Origin of the sequence: Kitasatospora sp. NPDC001603, from assembly GCF_040298365.1 — a bacterium.
Lineage (GTDB): Bacteria > Actinomycetota > Actinomycetes > Streptomycetales > Streptomycetaceae > Kitasatospora.
In genome coordinates this window covers 1-20,441 of the sequence record NZ_JBEPAA010000071.1, presented here as the reverse complement: position 1 = coordinate 20,441, position 20,441 = coordinate 1, and the positions used below count along the sequence as shown (strand labels likewise).

Genomic DNA, 20,441 nt, shown 5'->3' with positions numbered 1-20,441 from the left:
CTCAGGCCGCCGGACCGGTCCGTACGCCCCTCGGGGTGTGCGGACCGGTTCCGTTTCCGGCCCCGCGACGGCGGTACCGGTCGGCGCCGCCACCGGCCCGGCGCCCGCCCGGTGGCGGCGTCAGCGCCCGCGCGGGACGGCCCCCAGCTCGGCGAGCCGGGCCGGCAGCGGACCGCCCGGCCCACCGGGGCCGCCGTGCGCGCCGGGGCGGCGCTGACCGGGCAGCGGGGCGCCGCCGGGCGGCGGGGCCGCGCGCCGGGCCAGCGGGCCGGGCTGGGTCTGGTGGACGGGCCCGCTGCCGGTGCCGTGCACGGGGGCGTCCCCGGTCGGCGCCGCGCTCAGCGGCGCCAGGTCGATCTGCACCCCGCAGTCGGCGAGCGCGTCCAGCTCGCGGGCGGTGGTGTCGTCGGCGGCGGCGTGCTCGTCGGTGACCAGCCGGGTGATGGTCTCGGTCGGGACGGTCTGGAACATGGTGTCCGCGCCGAGCTTGGTGTGGTCGGCGAGGACGATGACCTCGGCAGCCGACTGCACCAGAGCCCGGTCCACGCTCGCGGAGAGCATGTTCGTGGTCGACAGCCCGCGCTCGGCGGTCAGTCCACTGCCGGAGATGAACGCCTTGGAGACCCGCAGCCCGTGCAGCGACTGCTCGGCGCCACTGCCCACCAGGGCGTAGTTGGAACCCCGCAGGGTGCCGCCGGTCATCACCACCTCCACCCGGTTGGCGTGCGCCAGCGCCTGAGCGACCAGCAGGGAGTTGGTGACCACCGTCAGCCCCGGCACCCGGGCCAGTCGGCGGGCCAGCTCCTGCGTGGTGGTGCCGGCGCCGACCACCACCGCGTCACCCTCCTCCACCAGGCCCGCGGCGAGATCGGCGATGGCGCTCTTCTCGGCCGCGGAGAGGTGGGTCTTCTGCGGATAGCCGGGTTCGCGGCTGAAGCCGCCGGGGAGCACCGCGCCGCCGTGCCGGCGGTCGAGGAGCCCTTCTGCCTCCAGTGCCCGTACGTCACGACGTACGGTCACTTCGGAGGTCTGGACGACGCGGGCCAGTTCGCGGAGCGACACAGCTCCGTTGGCGCGCACCATTTCGAGGATCAACTGGCGACGTTCTGCTGCAAACACAGAACCGACGGTAACCTGCGTGACCGTCTGCTTTCAGGCGTTTGCAGCTAGTAGCGGGAATTGCTCACGCACGAGCGGCGCGTGACCGTACAATACGCGCCGTCAGCAACCCGGGACTGCGCCCGCCGTCCGGGTGACGGACCCGCCCGCGCGAAGGGCGGCCGCCGACCGGCAGCCGCCCCCAACTGCGCGTCCGGTGCTCAGGATTCGCCGTCGGCCCGCTTGCGGATGTGCAGCTGCCGGGCGGCCTCGGCGGTCGAGCCGGAGACGGACGGGTAGACGGTGAAGGCGCTGGCCACCTGTTCGACCGTCAGATTGGCGTCCACCGCGAGCGCGATCGGGTGGATCAGCTCGCTGGCGCGCGGGGCGACCACCACGCCGCCGACCACGATGCCGGTGCCCGGGCGGCAGAACAGCTTCACGAAGCCGTCCCGGATGCCCTGCATCTTGGCCCGCGGGTTGCCCCGCAGCGGCAGCTTGACCTCGACCGCGTCCATCTTGCCGCAACTCACGTCGGCGGCGGTGTAGCCGACGGTGGCGATCTCCGGGTCGGTGAAGACGTTGGAGGCCACGGTCTTCAGGTTCAGCGGCTGCACCGCGTCGCCGAGCGCGTGGTACATCGCGATCCGGCCCTGCATGGCCGCCACCGAGGCGAGCATGAAGACGCCGGTGCAGTCACCGGCCGCGTACACGCCGGGGGCACTGGTGCGGGAGACCCGGTCGACCTTGATCTGACCCCAGTCGTTGAGCTTCACCCCCGCCTCCTCCAGGCCCATCTCGGCGGTGTTGGGGATCGAGCCGACCGCCATCAGGCAGTGCGTGCCCCTGATCACCTTGCCGTCGGAGAGCGTCACCTCGACGTGGTCGCCGACCCGCTTGACCGTCTCGGCCCGGCTGCGGCCCATCACGTTCATGCCGCGGCGGCGGAAGACCTCCTCCAGCACCTCGGCGGCGTCCGGGTCCTCGCCCGGCAGCACCCGGTCGCGGCTCGACACCAGGGTGACCTTGGAACCGAGCGCCTGGTAGGCGCCCGCGAACTCGGCGCCGGTCACACCGGAGCCGACCACGATCAGCTCGGCCGGCAGCTCCTCCAGGTCGTACACCTGGGTCCAGGTCAGGATCCGCTCGCCGTCCGGCTGGGCGTCCGGCAGCTCGCGCGGGTGCGCGCCGGTGGCGATCAGCACCGCGTCCGCGTGCAGCGACTGGACGCTTCCGTCGGGCGCGTCCACCAGCACCTCGCGGGAGCCGTCCACGGCCTGCCCGCCGCCGCCGAGCCGGCCCCGGCCGCGCAGCACGGTGACCCCGGCCCGGGTCACCGACTGGGTGATGTCGTGGGACTGCGCGATGGCGAGGCGCTTGACGCGTCGGTTGACCTTGCCGAGGTCCACGCCGACCACCCGGGCCTGCCGCTCCAGCGGTGGGGTGTCGTCGGCGACGATGATGCCCAGCTCTTCGTACGAGCTGTCGAAGGTCGTCATCACCTCCGCGGTCGCGATCAGGGTCTTCGACGGCACGCAGTCCGTGAGCACCGCCGATCCGCCCAGACCGTCGCGGTCGACGACGGTCACCTCCGCGCCGAGCTGGGAGGCGACGAGCGCCGCCTCGTAGCCGCCGGGTCCGCCACCGATGATCACGATCCGAGTCACGTCCACCATTGTCCCGTATGCCGAGCGCGCTGCCACGCCGGGGTCGGGGCTTCTGTCCGATCGCCCAGTCGCCGTAGGCTGCACCCCATGCCCCTCTACGCCGCGTATGCCACCAACCTCGATGCTCGGCAGATGACCCGCCGCGCTCCGCACTCCCCGCTGCGCGGTACCGGGTGGCTGGACGGCTGGCGGCTCACCTTCGGCGGCGAGCAGCTCGGCTGGGAGGGCTCGCTGGCCACCGTGGTCGAGGACGAGAAGGAGCAGGTCTTCGTCTCGCTCTACGACGTCGCGCCGATGGACGAGGAGGGCCTGGACCGCTGGGAGGGCGTCCAGCTCGGCATCTACCGCAAGATCAAGCTGCGCGCGCACACCCTGGACGGCGACATCCCGGTCTGGACGTACGTGCTCAACGACTACGAGGGCGGCCTGCCCGCCGCCCGCTACCTGGGCCTGGTCGCCGACGCGGCGGAGAGCGCCGGGGCGCCGCACGACTACGTCCTGGACCTGCGCCGCCGCCCCTGCTGACCTCCGGGCCCGCGCGGCACCGCCGCCCCCCCCGACTCCCCCGGCCCGCGCCGCCGCCCCAGGCGCCCGCGGCCCCAGGCGCCCGCCGCCCCGGGCCGGCGCGCGGCTCGGCGCCCGCCCGGCCCGGCCCGGCAGCGGCCGCGCGGCGCCGGACGGCTGTAGCTTGCTCCCACCAGGGCCGCCGGAAGCAGGCCTGCGAGCTGTACTTTCACGCCATCCGGGTAACGATCCGGCACGTCGTACCGGGATCTTCTACGCGCGTAGCCGATTCCCGTCTATCCTCGGACCTGTGAACGCATCTCCTCAGTCGGTCGTCTCCGCCGACCCCTACGCCGCCGCCCAGGCCGCCGCCGAGCGCCTGCGCGAGCTGACCGGCGCCGAGCGCCACGACGTCGCCCTGGTGATGGGCTCCGGCTGGGTGCCGGCCGCCGACGCCCTCGGCGAGACCGTGGCGGAGTTCCCGGTCACCGACCTCCCGGGCTTCCCCGCCCCCGCCGTGGCCGGCCACGCCGGCACGATCCGCTCCGTGAAGATCGGCGACAAGCGCGCCCTGATCTTCCTGGGCCGCAACCACTACTACGAGGGCCACGGCGTGGCCACCGTGGTCCACGGCGTGCGCACCGCCGCCGCCGCCGGCTGCGGCATCATCGTGCTGACCAACGGCTGCGGCGGTCTGCGCGACGGCTGGGTCCCCGGCCAGCCGGTCCTGATCAGCGACCACATCAACCTGACCGCGGACTCCCCGATCGTCGGCGCCAACTTCGTCGACCTGACGGACCTCTACTCCAAGCGGCTGCGCGAGCTCTGCCGCGAGGTGGACTCCACCCTCGACGAGGCCGTCTACGTGCAGTTCCGCGGCCCGCACTACGAGACCCCGGCCGAGGTCCACATGGCCCGGGTGATCGGTGGCGAGCTGGTCGGCATGTCCACCACGCTGGAGGCCATCGCCGCCCGCGAGGCCGGCGCCGAGGTGCTCGGCATCTCGCTGGTCACCAACCTGGCGGCCGGCATCACCGGTGAGCCGCTCAACCACGCCGAGGTGCTGGAGGCCGGCAAGGCCTCCGCCGAGCGCATGGGCGCGCTGCTCGCGAAGGTCCTTGAGCGGATCTGATCCGGCTCTGACGCACAATCGTGAGCGACGGGGTTCGCGGGCGGGTGTGATCCGCTGATCACACCCGCCCGCGGGCCCCGTCCGCATGCGCGCCCCACTCTCGCGGAACCCTCCGGCCGACCGAACCGACGCACTTCCCCATGGAGTCGCAGCCATGACGCAGGCACCCACCACCGATCTCCTCGCCCGGGCCCGGACCTGGCTGGCCGAGGACCCCGACCCGCAGACCCGCGAGGAGCTGGCCGCGCTGCTGGCCGCGGCCGAGGGCCCGGACGCCGAGTCGGACAGCAAGCTCGCCTGGTCGCGACTGGCCGAGCGGTTCTCCGACCGCCTCCAGTTCGGCACCGCCGGCCTGCGCGGCGAGCTGGGCGCGGGCCCGATGCGGATGAACCGCGCCGTGGTGATCCGGGCCGCCGCCGGCCTGGTGGCGTACGTGAAGAAGGAGAACCTGGGCGACCTCGTCGTCATCGGCTACGACGCCCGGCACAAGTCCTTCGACTTCGCCCGGGACACCGCCGCCGTGGTGGTCGGCGCCGGCCTGCGGGCCGCCCTGCTGCCGCGCGCGCTGCCCACCCCGGTGCTCGCCTTCGCGGTCCGCCACCTGGGCGCGGCCGCCGGCGTCACCGTGACCGCCAGCCACAACCCGCCGCAGGACAACGGCTACAAGGTCTACCTGGGCGACGGCTCGCAGATCGTCCCGCCGGCCGACGCCGGGATCGCCGCCGAGATCGACGCGATCGGCTCGCTCGCCGAGGTCCCGCTCGCCGAGGACGGCTGGGACGTCGTCGGCGAGGACGTCGTGGACGCCTACCTGGCCCGCGCCGTCTCCATCGTGGACCCGCACAGCCCGCGCGACCTGGCCGTCGTCTACACCCCGATGCACGGCGTCGGCCGGGACACCCTGGTCGCCGCCTTCGACCGGGCCGGCTTCCCCGCGCCCACCGTGGTCGCCGAACAGGCCGAGCCCGACCCGGACTTCCCGACCGTGGCCTTCCCCAACCCGGAGGAGCCGGGGGCGATGGACCTCGCCTTCCGCACCGCCGCCGCGGTCGGCCCGGACATCGTCATCGCCAACGACCCGGACGCCGACCGCTGCGCGGTGGCCGTCCCGGCCAACGGCAGCGCCGACGGCGACGGCACCGGCTGGCGGATGCTGCGCGGCGACGACGTGGGCGCGCTGCTGGGCGCCGCGCTGGTCGCCAAGCGGGCCACCGGCACCTTCGCCACCACCATCGTCTCCTCCACCCTGCTCGGCCGGATCGCCGAGGCGGCCGGGCTGGGCTACGCCGAGACGCTGACCGGCTTCAAGTGGATCGCCCGCGCCGACGGCCTGCGCTACGGCTTCGAGGAGGCGCTGGGCTACTGCGTCGACCCGCAGGGCGTGCGCGACAAGGACGGCATCACCGCCGCCCTGCTGGTCGCCGAGCTGGCCGCGACCCTCAAGCGGTCCGGCCGCACCCTGGCCGACCTGCTGGACGACCTGGCGCTGGAGCACGGCCTGCACGCCACCGACCAGCTCTCCGTCCGGGTGGAGGACCTCGCGCTGATCGCGGAGGCGATGCAGCGCCTGCGCGAGCGGCCGCCGACCGTGCTGGCCGGCCTGACGGTCACCCGGGCCGACGACCTGACCGCCGGCTCCGCCGACCTGCCGCCCACCGACGGCCTGCGCTACTACCTGGCCGGCGAGGGCGTCCGCTCGGCCCGGATCGTGGTCCGGCCGTCCGGCACCGAGCCCAAGCTGAAGTGCTACCTGGAGGTCGTCCTCCCGGTCGGCTCGGCCGCCGACCTGGCCCCCGCCCGGGTGCGCGCCGCCGAGCTGCTGGGCGCGATCAAGCGCGACCTGGCCGCGGCCGCCGGCATCGACGCCTGATCCACCCGCGCACGACGAAGGGGCCCGCCGTTCCCGGCGGGCCCCTTCGTCGTGCTCCTCGGCGTGCTCAGGCGACGATCGCGGCGATCAGCGCGACCAGACCGAGCAGGGTCGGCGCGATGATCCACCAGCACCACCGCACGACCAGCGGGCCTGCCGCGTCGGGGCGGCCCGCGTTCCGCTCGGCGGTCTCCTGGAGGATCGCGACCACCTGGTCGGACCAGGCCCGGTTCGGGTCCGGCGCGCCCTCGACCACCGACGGCGCCGGCCGCCCGAAGGCCGTGCCCAGCCGGGAGGCGTGCTGCTGCCCGCCGCCGCGCTGCTGGATCCGGTTGGCCCGCTTGCGCTGGCGCAGCGACACCGGCACGGCCCACACCTGGTACTTGTGGCCCCCGGCCAGCAGTTCCACCGAGTACCCCGCGCGCAGGGCGTCCACGGCCGCCCACGGCGCGGTGATCGTCCGCAGCGGGTTGCGCACGACCAGCCGGCGGTCGTTCACCCGCACGGCCGGCCGCAGCGTGTAGGCGATCACCGGGAAGGCGAACACCGGTACCGCGGCCAGCGCGACGTACGGGGTCCTGCCCGTCCCGTTCAGCACCGCGTCCCCGATCAGCCACCCGGCCACGGCCAGCAGGAGCACACCGGAGATCACACCGGGAATGGAGCGGTACACGCGGTCGGCGTACACGGGCTCCCCGTCGGAGCCGGCCGAGCCCTGGTGGGGCTTGCCGTCGGATTCGGTCATGGCGACGATTCTGCCCCATGCACCCCGTGATCTACAGGGGTGGCGATCACCGTGGTGGCCCCGGCCGTCGCCCCCGGCCCGGCGGCCGGGCCCCGCCGCTTCCCGTCGTTCCCCCGCCGCCCCCCGGCGCTCCCCGGCCGCGAGCGGCTCCCGGGCCGGGCCCACCGGGCCGAGATCTCGGTCCGGCATCGAAAAGCGGGCCCCCTAGCGGTTGGCTACGCGCGTAGATATGCTGGTGTGGTGACTATGTCCACTCTTGCAGCCAATGCCCCCGGCGCTGCGGGCAGCGGTCTTGAGGACGTTGCGGCGTCCGAGGCCTCGCTCCGCCGCTTCCTGCACGGCCTGCCCGGCGTCGACCAGGTCGGCCTGGAGGCGCGCGCCGCCACTCTCGGTACCCGCTCGATCAAGACCTCGGCGAAGGCGTACGCCATCGACCTGGCCATCTCGATGATCGACCTGACCACCCTCGAAGGCGCGGACACCGCCGGCAAGGTGCGCGCGCTGTGCGCCAAGGGCCGGACCCCGGATCCGTCCGACCCGGCCACCCCGCGCGTCGCCGCCATCTGTGTCTATCCGGACATGGTCGCCACCGCGAAGGACGCCCTGCGCGGCACCGACATCCAGGTCGCCTCCGTCGCCACCGCCTTCCCCGCCGGGCGCGCCGCGCTCCCGGTCAAGCTCGCCGACACCGCCGACGCGGTCGCGGCCGGCGCCGACGAGATCGACATGGTGATCGACCGGGGCGCCTTCCTCTCCGGCCGCTACCTGGACGTCTTCAACGAGATCGTCGCCGTCAAGGAGGCGTGCAAGCGCCCCGACGGCACCGCCGCCCACCTCAAGGTGATCTTCGAGACCGGCGAGCTGCAGACGTACGACAACGTGCGCCGCGTCTCCTGGCTGGCGATGCTGGCCGGCGCCGACTTCATCAAGACCTCCACCGGCAAGGTCGCCGTCAACGCGACCCCGCCGGTCACCCTGCTGATGCTGGAGGCCGTCCGCGACTTCAAGGCGCAGACCGGCGTCCAGGTCGGCGTGAAGCCCGCCGGTGGCATCAAGACCACCAAGGACGCCATGAAGTACCTGGTGATGGTCAACGAGACCCTCGGCGACGACTGGCTGACCCCGCACTGGTTCCGCTTCGGCGCCTCCAGCCTGCTCAACGACCTGCTGATGCAGCGTCAGAAGCTCACCACCGGACGGTACTCCGGCCCCGACTACGTGACGGTGGACTGATCACCATGGCCAAGAAGAAGAACATCGAGGAGCCCGCGGCCCAGCCGACCGGCGGCCTCTTCAGCTACGCCCCGGCACCCGAGTCCCCCGCCGCCGCGGGTGACATCGCCACCTCGTACGGCCACTTCATCGGCGGCGAGTTCGTCGACTCCGCCGGCAGCGAGGCCCTGAAGACGGTCAACCCGGCCACCGAGCAGGTGCTCGCCGAGTTCGCCCAGGGCACCGAGGAGGACGTCGACCGCGCGGTCGCCGCCGCCCGCAGGGCCTTCGCCGACTGGTCGGCGCTGCCCGGCAGCGAGCGCGCCAAGTACCTGTTCCGGATCGCCCGGATCATCCAGGAGCGCAGCCGCGAGCTGGCCGTGCTGGAGTCGATCGACAACGGCAAGCCGATCCGCGAGACCCGCGACGTCGACCTGCCGCTGGTCGCCGCGCACTTCTTCTACTACGCGGGCTGGGCCGACAAGCTCGACTTCGCCGGCTACGGCGCGAACCCGCGCCCGCTGGGCGTGGCCGGCCAGGTCATCCCGTGGAACTTCCCGCTGCTGATGCTCGCGTGGAAGATCGCCCCGGCGCTGGCCACCGGCAACACCGTGGTGCTGAAGCCGGCCGAGATCACCCCGCTGACCGCGCTGCGCTTCGCCGAGATCTGCCGCCAGGCGGGCCTGCCGAAGGGTGTCGTCAACATCGTCACCGGTGACGGCCGCACCGGCGCCGCGCTCACCTCGCACCCGGACGTCAACAAGGTCGCCTTCACCGGCTCCACCCCGGTCGGCCGGGCGATCGCCAAGCAGATCGCGGGCACCCGCAAGAAGCTCTCGCTGGAGCTCGGCGGCAAGGCCGCGAACATCGTCTTCGACGACGCGCCGATCGACCAGGCGGTCGAGGGCATCGTCAACGGCATCTTCTTCAACCAGGGCCACGTCTGCTGCGCGGGTTCGCGCCTGCTGGTCCAGGAGTCGATCCACGACGAGCTGCTGGACGCCCTGAAGCGCCGGATGGGCACCCTGCGGGTCGGCGACCCGCTGGACAAGAACACCGACATCGGCGCCATCAACTCGGCCGCCCAGCTGGCCCGGATCACCGCGCTGACCGACGCCGGCGAGGCCGAGGGCGCCGAGCGCTGGTCGCCCGCCTGCGAGCTGCCCGGCACCGGCTTCTGGTTCCGGCCGACCGTCTTCACCGGCGTCAGCCAGGCCCACCGGATCGCCCAGGAGGAGATCTTCGGGCCGGTCCTGTCGGTGCTGACCTTCCGCACCCCGGCCGAGGCGGTCGACAAGGCCAACAACACCCCCTACGGCCTCTCCGCCGGCATCTGGACGGAGAAGGGCTCGCGCATCCTCTGGACCGCCAACCGGCTCAAGGCCGGCGTGGTCTGGGCCAACACCTTCAACAAGTTCGACCCGACCTCGCCGTTCGGCGGCTACAAGGAGTCGGGTTACGGCCGCGAAGGTGGCCGCCACGGTCTGGAGGCCTACCTCGATGTCTGATGTCGTGAGCCGTCTTGATGTCCTCAAGACCTACAAGCTGTACGTCGGCGGGAAGTTCCCGCGCTCCGAGAGCGGGCGGGTGTACGAGGTGACGGACTCGAAGGGCGAGTGGCTGGCCAACGCCCCGCTCGGCACCCGCAAGGACGCCCGGGACGCCGTGCTGGCGGCCCGCGCGGCCGTCAAGGGCTGGGCCGGCACCACCGCGTACAACCGCGGCCAGGTGCTGTACCGCGTCGCCGAGATGCTGCAGGGCCGGCGCGAGCAGTTCGCCGCCGAGGTGGCGCTCTCCGAGGGCGTCGGCCCGAAGAAGGCCGCCGCCCTGGTGGACGCCGCCATCGACCGCTGGGTCTGGTACGCGGGCTGGACCGACAAGGTCGCCCAGATCGCGGGCGGCGCCAACCCGGTCGCCGGGCCGTTCTTCAACCTCTCCACCCCGGAGCCGACCGGTGTGGTCGGGATCGTCGCCCCGCAGGCCGGTTACGGGCACTCGCTGCTCGGCCTGGTCTCGGTGATCGCGCCCGCCATCGCCACCGGCAACACCGTGGTGGTCGCGGCGGCCGCGGACGCCCCGCTGCCGGCCCTGTCGCTGGGCGAGGTGCTGGCCACCTCGGACGTCCCCGGCGGCGTGGTCAACATCATCTCGGGCCGGACCGCCGACATCGCGCCCACCCTGGCCTCGCACCAGGACGTCAACGCGGTGGACCTCACCGGCGCCATCGCCGCCGACGGTCCCGGCGCGGCGGGCGCGCTGGAAGCCGCCGCCGCGGATACCCTGAAGAGGGTGGTCCGTCCGGAGCTGGACCCGTTCGCCCAGGACTGGACCAATGCTCCCGGTACCGACCGGCTACTCTCGTTCCTGGAGACGAAGACGGTCTGGCACCCGATGGGGATCTGACCTCCTCGTCACCCCCGGGCCCGATGGGCCCACCGAGTAACAACTCCACAAGCTGGCCGTCCCCAGTGCCCTCACCCCCCCAGGGCCCGGACGGTCATTGGACGGACCCGCGCCTCTCCCCCCCTGGCGCGGGTCCGTCGACTTTCCGCCCGGCCTCCGCTGCGGATCCGTCGACTTTCGTCGCCGGCCCGCCATCCTTTAGCCGCTCCCGGCCGGCCCCCGCCCCCGCGCAGACTGGGGCGACACCGCACACCGAGGGGGCACCGCGTGGGAGAGATCGCCGGCGAGCTGATGGCACTGTTCGCGGACGGGTTCGTCCGCAGGCTGTTCGTGGCCCGCGCCCGGCGCCGGCTGGCCGCCGGCAAGCCGGTCCGGATCCCCTGCTCGGCCCGCTCCGACGGTCCCGGCTGGCCGCCGCGCTACGTCAGCGGGAGGATCCGCGTCACACCGGGCTCCGCGAGCGCCGAGTTCGGCTCGCGCGAACTCGACGGCGCCGGCCCGGTCGTACTGGCCGCCGGCGGGGCCTTCCGGGCCCCCGAGCCGGACACCTGGCACGACCAGGACTGGGCCGCCACCGCCTACCTGGAACCCGGCGCCGGGCAGCCGGTCTTCCTCCAGGTCGACAGCCGGTACCTGCCGCTGCTGCACCTCGCCCTCGCCGCACCGGAGTCGCCGCACAAGGTGTGACCCGACGGGTTTCGGCATCCGGCCCCGATGCGTCAGACTGGTGTCCCGTGAGTGACTCCCCGCTGAATGCCGCGCCGATAGCCCGTGCCCGAGTGGTCCTGCTGTCCGGGCCCTCCGGATCGGGGAAGTCCTCACTGGCGGAGCGGAGCGGCCTGCCGGTGCTCCAGCTCGACGACTTCTACAAGGACGGGGACGACCCCACCCTGCCGCTGCTGGACGACGGCGCGGTCGACTGGGACTCCCCGCTCGCCTGGCACCGTGACGAGGCCCTGGCGGCGATCCGCGGCCTCCACGAGAGCGGCCGCGCCGAAGTCCCGGTGTACTCGATCCCGGCCAACGGCCGCGTCTCCACCCAGGTGCTGGACCTCGCCGGGGCGCCCGCGTTCATCGCCGAGGGCATCTTCGCCGCCGAGATCGCCGGCGCCTGCGCCGCCGAGGGCCTGCTGGGCGACGCCCTGTGCCTGCGCAACGGCGCGCTCACCACCGCCTGGCGGCGGCTGCGCCGGGACGTCCGGGAGAGCCGCAAGTCGCTGCCCGTCCTGGTGCGCCGCGGCTGGCGGCTGATGCGGGCCGAGCGCTCGATCGTCGGCCGGCAGGTCGAACTGGGCGCCCACCCCTGCACCGGCCCGGAGGCGGACCGGCGGATCCGCGCGGCGGCCGGACTGCAGCTCTCCGCGGTCTGAGCTCCACCGGGGGCCGCCACGCACGCACGCCCTCCGCACGCGCCCGCACGCCCGCACTCACGCACTCACGCACGAAGAACGGCGGGCCCGGTGCGTCTCCCCCGCACCGGGCCCGCCGATTTCCCGGACGGTCATCGGGCTCCCCCGGTTACGCCGCTCCCCCGAGCCGGCGCTGCCAGTTTCCCTGACCGTCCTCACCCGTCCCCCGACGGGAGTCCCTCGCCCCTCGCGGGGCCGTTCTCAGGCGACCAGCTCGCCGAACGCCCGGGCGGTGTCGCCCGACTTGTTCAGGTGCTCGTCGTCGCGCAGCCGGCGCAGCGCGCGCCAGATGCTGCTCTTGACCGTGCCGACGCTGATCCCGAGCACGTCGGCGATCTCCGGGTCGGTCTTGCCCTCGTAGTAGCGCAGCACCAGCATGGTGCGCTGGTTCTCCGGCAGCTTGGCCAGCGCCTGCCAGAGCACGGCGCGCAGCTCGGTGCCGCCCATCGCGTCGGTGTCGCCGACCGTCTCCGGCAGCTCCTCGGTCGGGTACTCGTTGACCTTGCGGCGCCGCCAGGCGGAGATGTGCAGGTTGGTCATGGTGCGGCGGAGGTAGCCCCCCACCGCGGCCTTGTCGGTGATCCGGCCCCAGGCCCGGTAGGTGCTGAAGAGCGCGCTCTGCAGCAGGTCCTCGGCCTCGAAGCGGTCACCGGTCAGGTGGTACGCCGTGGCGTACAGGGAGGCGCGGCGCTCGCGCACGTACGCGGTGAACTCCGTGGTGTAGTCCTCCGCGACGGCCGGGTGCTCCCCCTGCGCGTCTCCCTGTCCCGCCTCGGCGGTGCGGGTCGGTGCGGGGTTCAGCCGCAGCAGCGTCGCCCCCGCGGCCCCGCGGCCGGCCGACTCCCCCGAGTCGACCTTCCGCAGCCCGCTCCCCCCGATCCCCCGGGTTCCCCCGTTCCCCCCCAGGGTGTCCTTGCCCTCGACGCGGACGGGGAGGATCCCCCGCAGCGTCAGGGTGTTGGCGGAGTCGGCCACGTTCCCCCGGTGGCCGATCCCGTACAGCTCCCCCTGCCTGCCGCCGCCGCTCACCCGGCGGGCGACAGTGTTTCCACCGGCGCTGTGCGCGCACCCCCGCACGGTCACGGCACCGGAGGTCTCGTCGGTCCTGACCTCGTACCGGGTCCGGTGGGTGGCCGATGACGAACGCGCGGTGCGGTCAGCCGGGTTGGTCCGGGTCTGCAGCCTGGCGTTCATCGTGCGCCCCCTTGGTCGGTACGAGCGGTTCCTGTTGCCGCCGTTCAGCCGGCCAGTTGGCCCGCTGTCCTGCGGCGACATGGAAAATCTTGCCCGCCGGTTGTGATGACGCTGTCCGTCGACTGTCACAGGGCTGTCACAGGGGCGGGGCTTTCGTCCCGCATCGCCTCCCGCCGTGACGGACGCCGGTGGCTCGGGTTCCGGTTCCCACCCGGTCGGTGACCGGTGCCGGGGGGTGATTCGGCGCTCCGGGTGAGCCAGAATGAGGCCGTGCCTTTCCTCCTACTGATCGAGGACGACGACGCCATCCGTACCGGCCTCGAACTCGCTCTCACCCGCCAGGGCCACAAAGTGGCCACCGCCGCCTCCGGCGAGGACGGTCTGAGGCTCTTCAAGGAGCAGCGGCCGGACCTCATCGTGCTGGACGTCATGCTGCCCGGAATCGACGGCTTCGAGGTCTGCCGCCGGATCCGCCGCACCGACCAGTTGCCGATCATCCTGCTCACCGCCCGGTCCGACGACATCGATGTCGTGGTCGGCCTGGAGTCCGGCGCGGACGACTACGTCGTCAAGCCGGTGCAGCCGCGCGTCCTGGACGCCCGGATCCGGGCCGTGCTGCGACGCGGTGAGCGGGAGAGCTCGGACTCCTCCGCGTACGGGACCGTGGTGATCGACCGCGCGGCGATGACCGTCACCAAGGACGGCGAGGACCTCCAGCTCACGCCGACCGAGCTGCGGCTGCTGCTGGAGCTCAGCCGCCGGCCCGGGCAGGCCCTCTCCCGCCAGCAACTGCTGCGCCTGGTCTGGGAACACGACTACCTCGGCGACTCCCGACTGGTGGACGCGTGCGTCCAGCGGCTGCGGGCGAAGGTCGAGGACGTGCCCTCGGCGCCCACCCTGATCCGCACGGTGCGCGGGGTCGGCTACCGTCTGGACCCGCCGGCGTGACCGCGCCCGGCAGCGCCCCGCTGCTGATATCCCGCCTCTCCTGATCTTCCGCAACGACAGGCTCCCGTGACTGACCTTCAGACGACCAGCCGCTTCTCCTCGGGCCCGTGGCGACGGCTGCGTTCCCTGCGGGTGCGGCTGATCGCGGTGTTCGCCGCGGTCGCGCTGCTCGCCGCCGTCTCGGCCTCCGGCATCGCGTACTGGCTCAACCGGGACGCGGTGCTCAAGCGCGCCCAGAACACCGCGCTCAACGACTTCCGGGTCTCGCTCACCCGCAACGTCTCCGAGCTGCCGCTGAACGCCACCTGCGCCGAGCTGAACCAGCTCGCCGCCAGCGTCGCCAGCTCCGGGCTCAGCTACGAGGTGGTGGTCTCCGACCCCGCCCGCCCGGACTGCCTCGCCTCCTCGGCCCCGCTGACCTACACGCTCGCCGACGTCCCGGCCAAGCTGCGGGACACCGTCGCGAAGCCGCGCGAGCTCACCGAGAACAACCCGTACGCGTTCCACCTGTACTGGCAGCGGCAGAACCTGGAGGGGCGGCCGTTCGTGATCGGCGGCACCAAGGTGGTGCCGACCGGGCCGACGGCCTACATGTTCAAGTCGCTGGAGAACGAGCGGGCCGACCTGAGCACGCTCGGCTGGTCGCTGGCGATCGCCACGCTGCTGGCGCTGATCGGCTCGGCGCTGCTCGCCCAGGCCGCGTCGGCGACGGTGCTGCGCCCGGTCAAGCGGCTCGGCGAGGCCGCCCGGCGGCTCGGCGAGGGCCATCTGGACACCCGGCTCGAAGTCGAGGGCTCGGACGAACTCGCCGATCTGGCGAGGACGTTCAACCGCACCGCGGAGTCGCTGCACGAGCAGGTCGAGGAGCTGAGCGCGCGGGAGGCGCAGAGCCGGCGGTTCGTCGCCGACATGTCGCACGAGCTGCGGACGCCGCTGACCGCGATGACCGCCGTGACGGACATCCTGGAGGACGAGGCCGAGTCGCTGGACCCGATGATCGAGCCGGCCGTGCGGCTGGTGGTCAACGAGACGCGCCGGCTCTCCGACCTGGTGGAGAACCTGATGGAGGTGACCCGCTTCGACGCCGGTACGGCCAAGCTGGTCGCCGACGAGGTGGACATCGCCGACCTGATCATGTCCTGCATCGACGGCCGGGCCTGGTACGACGCGGTGGAGCTGGACGCGCCGCGCGGTGTCCGGGCCGTGGTCGACCCGCGCCGGCTGGACGTCGTCTTCGCCAACCTGATCGGCAACGCGCTCAAGCACGGCGGCTCGCCGGTGCGGGTGACGGTCCGGGAGGAGGGCCCCGCGCAGGCTCCGGCGGACGGCCCGGCCGACGGCCCGGCGGACGGCCGGGAGGATGACGGCCCGGTGGTCGGCCCGGCGGTCGGAACGGTGATCGTCGAGGTCTCGGACAGCGGCCCCGGCATCCCCGAGGACGTGCTGCCGCACGTCTTCGACCGGTTCTACAAGGCGGACAAGGGGCGGGCGCGTTCGGAGGGCAGCGGTCTGGGCCTGTCGATCGCGATGGCCAACGCGCAGATCCACGGGGGGACGATCACGGCCGCGAACGGGGAGGTGGGGGCGGTGTTCACGCTGACGCTGCCGCGGACCCAGCCTCCGCCGTCGGCCGACGACTCCGAGGAGAGTGCGCTGTGACCTCCCGCCCGTCCGTTCCGGCGGGTCCGGCCGACCGGGCCCGCGCCGTCCGCGGTTCCGGCCCGGGCCGCGGTTCCCGCCCGGACCGTGGTTCCCGCCCCGGCCGGGTGTTCGGCGCCGCCGCCCTGGTGGCGCTGGCCGCCCTCGCCGCCGGGTGCGGCATCCGCCCGACCGCCGTCCCGGTGGACGCCGGCGCGCCCGCCAGCCGGACGGCCTGCCCGACCGCGCCGCAGATACCGACGGCGCCGGCCGCACCGTCACCGGTCGGCCCGACTCCGCCCGCCGCGCACTCCTCGGCGAAGTTCTTCGGGAGCCCGTCCCCGTCGGTCACCCGGGTGACCCCGGGGCCGTCCACCCCGCCGGCGGACAACGTGTTCACCGCGGTGGCGACGCCGACGCCGACGGCGTCGGCCACCTGCCGCTGATCGACTCCGTGGGATCCGGGCCGCATCTCGATCGGATCGGGTCCCAACGGGACCGCTCCGGGTCGTTTCGGTCCGCTCCGGGCGTGCGGCGGAATGTTCACGCCGGGCGTGGAACCGCCGCGCCACCGGCTCACGTCCTTCCCCGCGTGCAGCGAGATGGCACCAGGGCACGCGACGAGCGTTCCGGCGTGCGGACCGAGACCGGGCCGGCGACGGCCGTCCACCGTCCCCTACGGCTGGTCGGCCTCGTCGGCCTCACCCTCCACCTGGCCCTGGCGGGCTGGCTGGTGCTGAGACCGTTGCCGGTGGCCTGGGTCTACGACGCCAACCTGACGCCGCTGGCCTCGCTCCGCTCCTCCACCGCCTGGCAGGTCCTCGGCGAACTGCTGCTGCTGGCCCCGCTCGGCGTCCTGCTCCCGCTCGCGGGCGGCCGCCTGCGGGCCCCCTGGCTCCCGTCCTTCCTCCGCACCACCGGCGCCTCCGCCCTGCTGGCCACCGCCCTGGAGTTCCTCTCCTCCTGGGCCCCGGGCCACATCCTGAACGTGGACCACATACTGTTCGCCGTCGTCGGCGTGGCGATCGTCCACCTGGGCCTGGTGCCCGGCTGCCGGTCCCTGCTGCTCCGGCCCCGCCGCGCGGGCACCGACCGCCCGGCGCCCGTCCGGGCCCCCGCGCCGGCCCACACGCCGACTCGCACGCCGGTCCACGCTCCGACCCACGCTCCCGTCTACGCGGAGCCCGTCTCCTCCCACGGCCGCTGAGGCGGCTCGCTGCTCGCCGGGCAGGAGAAGCAGCCGGGAGCCGCCACCGCGCACGGGCCCGGGTCGAGCAGCCGCCCGTCGTCGGGGGCGACCCGGCCGCACGCCCGGCAGCGCACCGTGACCCGCCCGCCCGCCGCCCGCAGGCGGGCCACCGCGGCGTCGAGGTCCCGCAGGTTTCCGTCCCGCACGGGTGCGGGCAGGTTGTCCAGCAGCAGCCTGCCGTGCCAGAGGCTCAGCCCGGTCACGGCGCGGAGGGCGCGGAGCAGCTCGATCCGCCGCTCCCCCGCGCCGGTCAGCTCGGCGACGAACTCCGGTTCCTCCATCCGCCCGGCCCTCCCCGGCCCACCCGCTCCGACCGGCCTGCCCGCTCCGGCTCGCTCCGCCCGGCCGGCCGGACGTGCCCGGCGAGCGGACGTGCCCGGCGGGCGGTCAGCGGCCGGGGCGCTGCGTGCGCTGCGTGCGCTGCCGGCGGCGCAGCACCACCAGTGCACCCAGCCCCATCGCGATCGCCATGCCGCCGGTGATCGCCATCGGCGCGGAGGAGGAACCGCCGCCCGTCGACGCCAGCCCGGCGGCCTGGTCCGGCACGGGGACGGGCACCGGCACCGGAGCGGTCGTGGTCGCCGGGCCGTTCGGCGCCGAGGCGGTGACCTGCGCGACGACCACCGCGGCCGCCGACGGCGCGGTCGGCACCGGAGCGGGGCTCGCCGGAGCGCTCGCCGTCCCGGTGGCGGTCGCGGTGGCGGAAGGCGTCGCAGACGCCGTGGCGGACGGCGTACCGGCGCCGCCCGGCGCCGCGATGCCGAACGGGACCGCCCGGCTGGACGTCGTGACGCCGAGCCCGCTGACCTCCGGCATGCTGTGCCCGGTGAGCAGCACGGACGCGGCACCGACCGGGGCGTCCTTGGCGAAGGCCAGCCGGACGTTGATCGTGCGGGACTCGCCGTCGTGCAGCTTCACGAGATCGGCGTCCTTGCTGCCCGACGGGAGCCCCAGGATCAGCCTGCTCGTCGCCGGCTCCGGGAGGGGCCTGGCGGCCAGCCACTCGCCCTCCGGGGTCTGGAACTCGAACCGGACCGCGTCGGCGGGCAGCGTGCTCCCGGCCTGGAGGGTGACCTCGGGGAGGACGCGGATGTCCTTGCCGCTGTGGTTGGCGAGGACCAGCTTGAAGGCCTTCGCCTCGCCGCCCGTGGTGAAGGAGGCGGGGACGCCCTCGACGTTCGGCTCGGCCGGGCCGGGAGCGGTCACCGGCGGGGTGCTGGGGCCGCCCACCGGGGCGATCGTGAAACGTCCGAACTCGCTGGCGGGGGTGGAGATCCGCTGTTCCGGGGGCAGCGTCGGGTCCGACACCACGGCCCGGAACCCGGCCGTGGCCGTGCCGCCGACGGCGCCGGCGGTGACGGCGAGACGCAGCCGGTAGGTGACCGAAGCACCGGCCGGCACGCTGATCCTGGTGGCGAAGGTGTCCAGCTCCCACACCGCGCCGACCGTCTGGCCGGGGCTGAGCAGGGCGTTCTTCCACTGCGTGCCGCCGGGCGACTGGAACTCCAGCTTGAGCTGGGTCTCCTTGATGCCGGAGTTGACGTCGGCCAGGGTGAAGCCGGTCGTGGCGTCGACCGCGTGGTCGGCGGAGTTCTTCAGGGTCGCGGTGAACTCGACCGGCGCCGCACCGGCGGTGAAGGTGCCGGGCAGGCCGCTCAGCGTGATCGACACGGGCCCGTTCTGGGCCTGGGCGCCCAGGGTGCCCTGGGTGTGCCGGGTGATCGAGGGGGCGGCGAGCGCCGCCGGGGCGGCGGCGACGGCGGTGCCGGAGACCAGGGTGGCTGTGGCCGCCAGAGCGAGGAGACTGCGGTGCTGAGTGCGCAAGGGGACCTCACGGAGGAGAGCGGGCCGAGCCCGGCAGACGATGGGTCGCCTGGACTGAGAGGGAACCTCGTCGCAGGCCATGTCCGTCCCGCTGCTTCGCCCCCAAACCTCCAGCAACGGCGGCATCATATCCGAACGTGTGGACCATTCGTGAAGGAGTATCGGTCGCCGGGACGAACGCCGGGTGACGGCTGTCACGCCGCTCGCCGCGCCCGGCCGCCGACCTCGATCAGGCCGCCGGGCCGGACGCCGGTGACGAGCTGGGAGCCGACGCCTTGAGTGATGATCAGGTCGCGCCCGAGCTCGGCCGTGAGCAGGATCGCGGCGGCGCCGGTGGCCTCGTCCTCGTCGATCCCGTCACCCCGGCCGGGGAAGGCGCGCGCCCGTACCGTACCCGCCCGCTCGTCCTGCCAGGCCCAGGCGTAGATCCACTCCCCCGGCGGCGGGACGTCCAGCGCGTCCACCTCGGCGGCGGACCCGTACCGCCTCAGCGTGCGGCCCGGCGCCCAGGCGGCGCGGCCCTCGATCCGGGTGAACTCGCCGTCGCGGCGCACCCCGACGGCGCCGGCGGCGGTCACCAGCCGGTCCACGCCAAGCAGCCAGGCCGCACCGACGCAGGGGTGCCCGGCGAAGGGCAGGCGAAGGCTCGGCGTGTAGATGTCGATCACACCGCGCTCGGCGTCGTCGACGAAGACGGTCTCGCTGAAACCGAGCTGCCGGGCGACGGCCAGCCGGTCGGCCGCACCGGGAACAGCGGCGCCGTCGCGGACCACGCCGAGCGGGTTCCCGTGGCCGCCGTCGGGGCCGCAAAAGACCCGAAGGACCTCATAGTCAGTCATTCACCCACCCAACCACGGGTGGGGGCGCCGCCGGTATACGAGGTCGTGACGAAAACGTGGCGGCGATTGTCCGCGGGGTCCAGTACTGTGCCCACTCGTCCCCAAAGATTTCTTTCTCTCACCTCCCACAGGAATTGACTCCGTGAATCTCGACTTCACCGTTGACCCGCTTTTCTCCTGGTACGTCGTGCTGCTGGCCATCAGCGGCATCGCCATGGTCGTGCTCGGCGCCGTCAACGTCGGCGGCGGCCTGAGCGGCGGCTGGCGGGTCATCAACGTGATCGCCGGCATCGCGTTCGCCGGCTACGCGTACTACCTCGCGTTCGTCTTCGAGGGCGGTGAGTACCGGATGTTCTTCCAGGCGTTCATCCTCCCCGTGCTGCTGATCGCCAACGCCGTGAAGGCCCTGGTCGCCCGCAGCAACGCCCCGGCGGCCCCGCAGCCGGCGGCCTACCAGGCCCCGTACGACCCGAACGCCCAGTACAACCCGAACGCGGCGCAGAACCCCTACGCCCAGCCCGCCCCGGCCCCGCAGGCGGCCCCGGTCGCCCAGCCGCCGGCCCCGCAGGCTCCCCCGGCCGGCTGACCGGCCCACACCCCCACGCCGTGGGGCGGGGGCCCCGCCCGCGGGCGGCGGGGGGGGGGGGCCGCCGCCCCGGCCCACCACCCCACCCACCCCCGACGGGAGTCGCCACCAAATGCGCAGCCG

General features: G+C 73.8%; 20 protein-coding genes. 13 read left to right on the top strand and 7 right to left on the bottom strand.

Features of this window, described 5'->3' with window-relative positions:
- Positions 1 to 120 precede the first annotated feature (120 nt).
- Positions 121 to 1,083 (bottom strand): DeoR/GlpR family DNA-binding transcription regulator, encoded by a 963-nt coding sequence (locus tag ABT263_RS31045; protein WP_329492125.1) that lies wholly within the window; start codon positions 1,081 to 1,083, stop codon positions 121 to 123.
- Positions 1,084 to 1,319: 236 nt separating this feature from the next.
- Entirely contained in the window at positions 1,320 to 2,774 is a 1,455-nt protein-coding gene (locus ABT263_RS31040) for an NAD(P)H-quinone dehydrogenase (RefSeq protein ID WP_352295404.1), read from the bottom strand.
- Between the two features lie 78 nt (positions 2,775 to 2,852).
- Between ABT263_RS31040 and ABT263_RS31035 the strand changes: the two genes are divergently transcribed.
- The 3 genes from ABT263_RS31035 (at position 2,853) to ABT263_RS31025 (ending at position 6,271) form a co-directional block, all read left to right on the top strand.
- Positions 2,853 to 3,290, top strand: a complete 438-nt coding sequence (locus ABT263_RS31035) for a gamma-glutamylcyclotransferase family protein (RefSeq protein WP_329487974.1) — start codon at positions 2,853 to 2,855, stop codon at positions 3,288 to 3,290.
- 289 nt (positions 3,291 to 3,579) lie between these two features.
- On the top strand, positions 3,580 to 4,401 hold the full coding sequence (locus ABT263_RS31030; RefSeq protein ID WP_352295402.1) for a purine-nucleoside phosphorylase: 822 nt from the start codon (positions 3,580 to 3,582) through the stop codon (positions 4,399 to 4,401).
- Between the two features lie 154 nt (positions 4,402 to 4,555).
- Positions 4,556 to 6,271, top strand: a complete 1,716-nt coding sequence (locus ABT263_RS31025; RefSeq protein WP_352295401.1) for a phospho-sugar mutase — start codon at positions 4,556 to 4,558, stop codon at positions 6,269 to 6,271.
- Between the two features lie 67 nt (positions 6,272 to 6,338).
- Here ABT263_RS31025 and ABT263_RS31020 read toward each other — a convergent pair whose 3' ends face one another.
- Positions 6,339 to 7,016, bottom strand: coding sequence for a PH domain-containing protein (locus ABT263_RS31020; protein ID WP_329487977.1), 678 nt, complete (start codon positions 7,014 to 7,016; stop codon positions 6,339 to 6,341).
- Positions 7,017 to 7,262: 246 nt separating this feature from the next.
- On the opposite strand from ABT263_RS31020, the gene deoC reads away from it, so the two are divergent.
- From deoC to ABT263_RS30995, 5 genes are all read left to right on the top strand, one after another.
- Entirely contained in the window at positions 7,263 to 8,249 is a 987-nt protein-coding gene (gene deoC, locus ABT263_RS31015) for a deoxyribose-phosphate aldolase (protein ID WP_329487978.1), read from the top strand.
- A 5-nt stretch (positions 8,250 to 8,254) separates the two neighbouring features.
- Positions 8,255 to 9,736 carry an aldehyde dehydrogenase family protein gene (locus tag ABT263_RS31010; protein WP_352295399.1) on the top strand — a complete coding sequence of 494 codons (1,482 nt, stop codon included), beginning with the start codon at positions 8,255 to 8,257 and terminating at the stop codon, positions 9,734 to 9,736.
- On the top strand, positions 9,729 to 10,631 hold the full coding sequence (locus tag ABT263_RS31005; protein WP_329487980.1) for an aldehyde dehydrogenase family protein: 903 nt from the start codon (positions 9,729 to 9,731) through the stop codon (positions 10,629 to 10,631). Before ABT263_RS31010 ends, ABT263_RS31005 begins: the two co-directional genes overlap by 8 nt.
- Before the next feature lie 267 nt (positions 10,632 to 10,898).
- Positions 10,899 to 11,318 (top strand): hypothetical protein, encoded by a 420-nt coding sequence (locus ABT263_RS31000; protein WP_352295397.1) that lies wholly within the window; start codon positions 10,899 to 10,901, stop codon positions 11,316 to 11,318.
- A gap of 47 nt (positions 11,319 to 11,365) precedes the next feature.
- Complete coding sequence (locus ABT263_RS30995; protein WP_352295395.1) at positions 11,366 to 12,001, top strand: ATP-binding protein; 636 nt, start codon at positions 11,366 to 11,368, stop codon at positions 11,999 to 12,001.
- A gap of 240 nt (positions 12,002 to 12,241) precedes the next feature.
- Here ABT263_RS30995 and ABT263_RS30990 read toward each other — a convergent pair whose 3' ends face one another.
- Positions 12,242 to 12,946 (bottom strand): SigE family RNA polymerase sigma factor, encoded by a 705-nt coding sequence (locus ABT263_RS30990; RefSeq protein ID WP_502885888.1) that lies wholly within the window; start codon positions 12,944 to 12,946, stop codon positions 12,242 to 12,244.
- A 558-nt stretch (positions 12,947 to 13,504) separates the two neighbouring features.
- Here ABT263_RS30990 and ABT263_RS30985 point away from each other — a divergent pair.
- The 4 genes from ABT263_RS30985 to ABT263_RS30970 all read left to right on the top strand — a co-directional run bounded on the left by ABT263_RS30985 (position 13,505) and on the right by ABT263_RS30970 (position 17,027).
- Positions 13,505 to 14,182: a response regulator gene (locus tag ABT263_RS30985; protein WP_329487983.1), complete on the top strand. Its 678-nt coding sequence runs from the start codon at positions 13,505 to 13,507 to the stop codon at positions 14,180 to 14,182.
- 66 nt (positions 14,183 to 14,248) lie between these two features.
- Positions 14,249 to 15,841, top strand: coding sequence for an ATP-binding protein (locus ABT263_RS30980; RefSeq protein WP_352295393.1), 1,593 nt, complete (start codon positions 14,249 to 14,251; stop codon positions 15,839 to 15,841).
- Positions 15,838 to 16,266 (top strand): hypothetical protein, encoded by a 429-nt coding sequence (locus ABT263_RS30975; protein ID WP_352295391.1) that lies wholly within the window; start codon positions 15,838 to 15,840, stop codon positions 16,264 to 16,266. The genes ABT263_RS30980 and ABT263_RS30975 overlap by 4 nt, the downstream gene beginning before the upstream one ends.
- A gap of 188 nt (positions 16,267 to 16,454) precedes the next feature.
- Positions 16,455 to 17,027, top strand: coding sequence for a VanZ family protein (locus tag ABT263_RS30970; RefSeq protein WP_352295390.1), 573 nt, complete (start codon positions 16,455 to 16,457; stop codon positions 17,025 to 17,027).
- Here ABT263_RS30970 and ABT263_RS30965 read toward each other — a convergent pair.
- From ABT263_RS30965 to ABT263_RS30955, 3 genes are all read right to left on the bottom strand, one after another.
- A complete protein-coding gene (locus ABT263_RS30965; RefSeq protein ID WP_352295388.1) occupies positions 16,994 to 17,350 on the bottom strand; it encodes a ribosomal protein L7/L12 in 357 nt (118 codons plus the stop codon). The two genes, ABT263_RS30970 and ABT263_RS30965, sit on opposite strands and share 34 nt — an antisense overlap.
- 106 nt (positions 17,351 to 17,456) lie before the next feature.
- Positions 17,457 to 18,893, bottom strand: a complete 1,437-nt coding sequence (locus tag ABT263_RS30960) for a hypothetical protein (protein ID WP_352295386.1) — start codon at positions 18,891 to 18,893, stop codon at positions 17,457 to 17,459.
- Positions 18,894 to 19,087: 194 nt separating this feature from the next.
- A complete protein-coding gene (locus ABT263_RS30955; protein ID WP_352295384.1) occupies positions 19,088 to 19,732 on the bottom strand; it encodes a PhzF family phenazine biosynthesis protein in 645 nt (214 codons plus the stop codon).
- Between the two features lie 142 nt (positions 19,733 to 19,874).
- Here ABT263_RS30955 and ABT263_RS30950 point away from each other — a divergent pair, with 142 nt between their 5' ends.
- Positions 19,875 to 20,318 (top strand): hypothetical protein, encoded by a 444-nt coding sequence (locus ABT263_RS30950; RefSeq protein WP_352295382.1) that lies wholly within the window; start codon positions 19,875 to 19,877, stop codon positions 20,316 to 20,318.
- Positions 20,319 to 20,441 lie beyond the last annotated feature (123 nt).

Coding starts and splice junctions, on each gene's coding strand:
- ABT263_RS31005 (WP_329487980.1), top strand. CDS start 9,729: ATGTCTGATGTCGTGAGCCGTCTTGATGTCCTCAAGACCTACAAGCTG.
- ABT263_RS31010 (WP_352295399.1), top strand. CDS start 8,255: ATGGCCAAGAAGAAGAACATCGAGGAGCCCGCGGCCCAGCCGACCGGC.
- ABT263_RS31020 (WP_329487977.1), bottom strand. CDS start 7,016: ATGACCGAATCCGACGGCAAGCCCCACCAGGGCTCGGCCGGCTCCGAC.
- ABT263_RS31040 (WP_352295404.1), bottom strand. CDS start 2,774: ATGGTGGACGTGACTCGGATCGTGATCATCGGTGGCGGACCCGGCGGC.
- ABT263_RS31025 (WP_352295401.1), top strand. CDS start 4,556: ATGACGCAGGCACCCACCACCGATCTCCTCGCCCGGGCCCGGACCTGG.
- ABT263_RS31045 (WP_329492125.1), bottom strand. CDS start 1,083: ATGGTGCGCGCCAACGGAGCTGTGTCGCTCCGCGAACTGGCCCGCGTC.
- ABT263_RS30955 (WP_352295384.1), bottom strand. CDS start 19,732: ATGACTGACTATGAGGTCCTTCGGGTCTTTTGCGGCCCCGACGGCGGC.
- deoC (WP_329487978.1), top strand. CDS start 7,263: ATGTCCACTCTTGCAGCCAATGCCCCCGGCGCTGCGGGCAGCGGTCTT.
- ABT263_RS30965 (WP_352295388.1), bottom strand. CDS start 17,350: ATGGAGGAACCGGAGTTCGTCGCCGAGCTGACCGGCGCGGGGGAGCGG.
- ABT263_RS31035 (WP_329487974.1), top strand. CDS start 2,853: ATGCCCCTCTACGCCGCGTATGCCACCAACCTCGATGCTCGGCAGATG.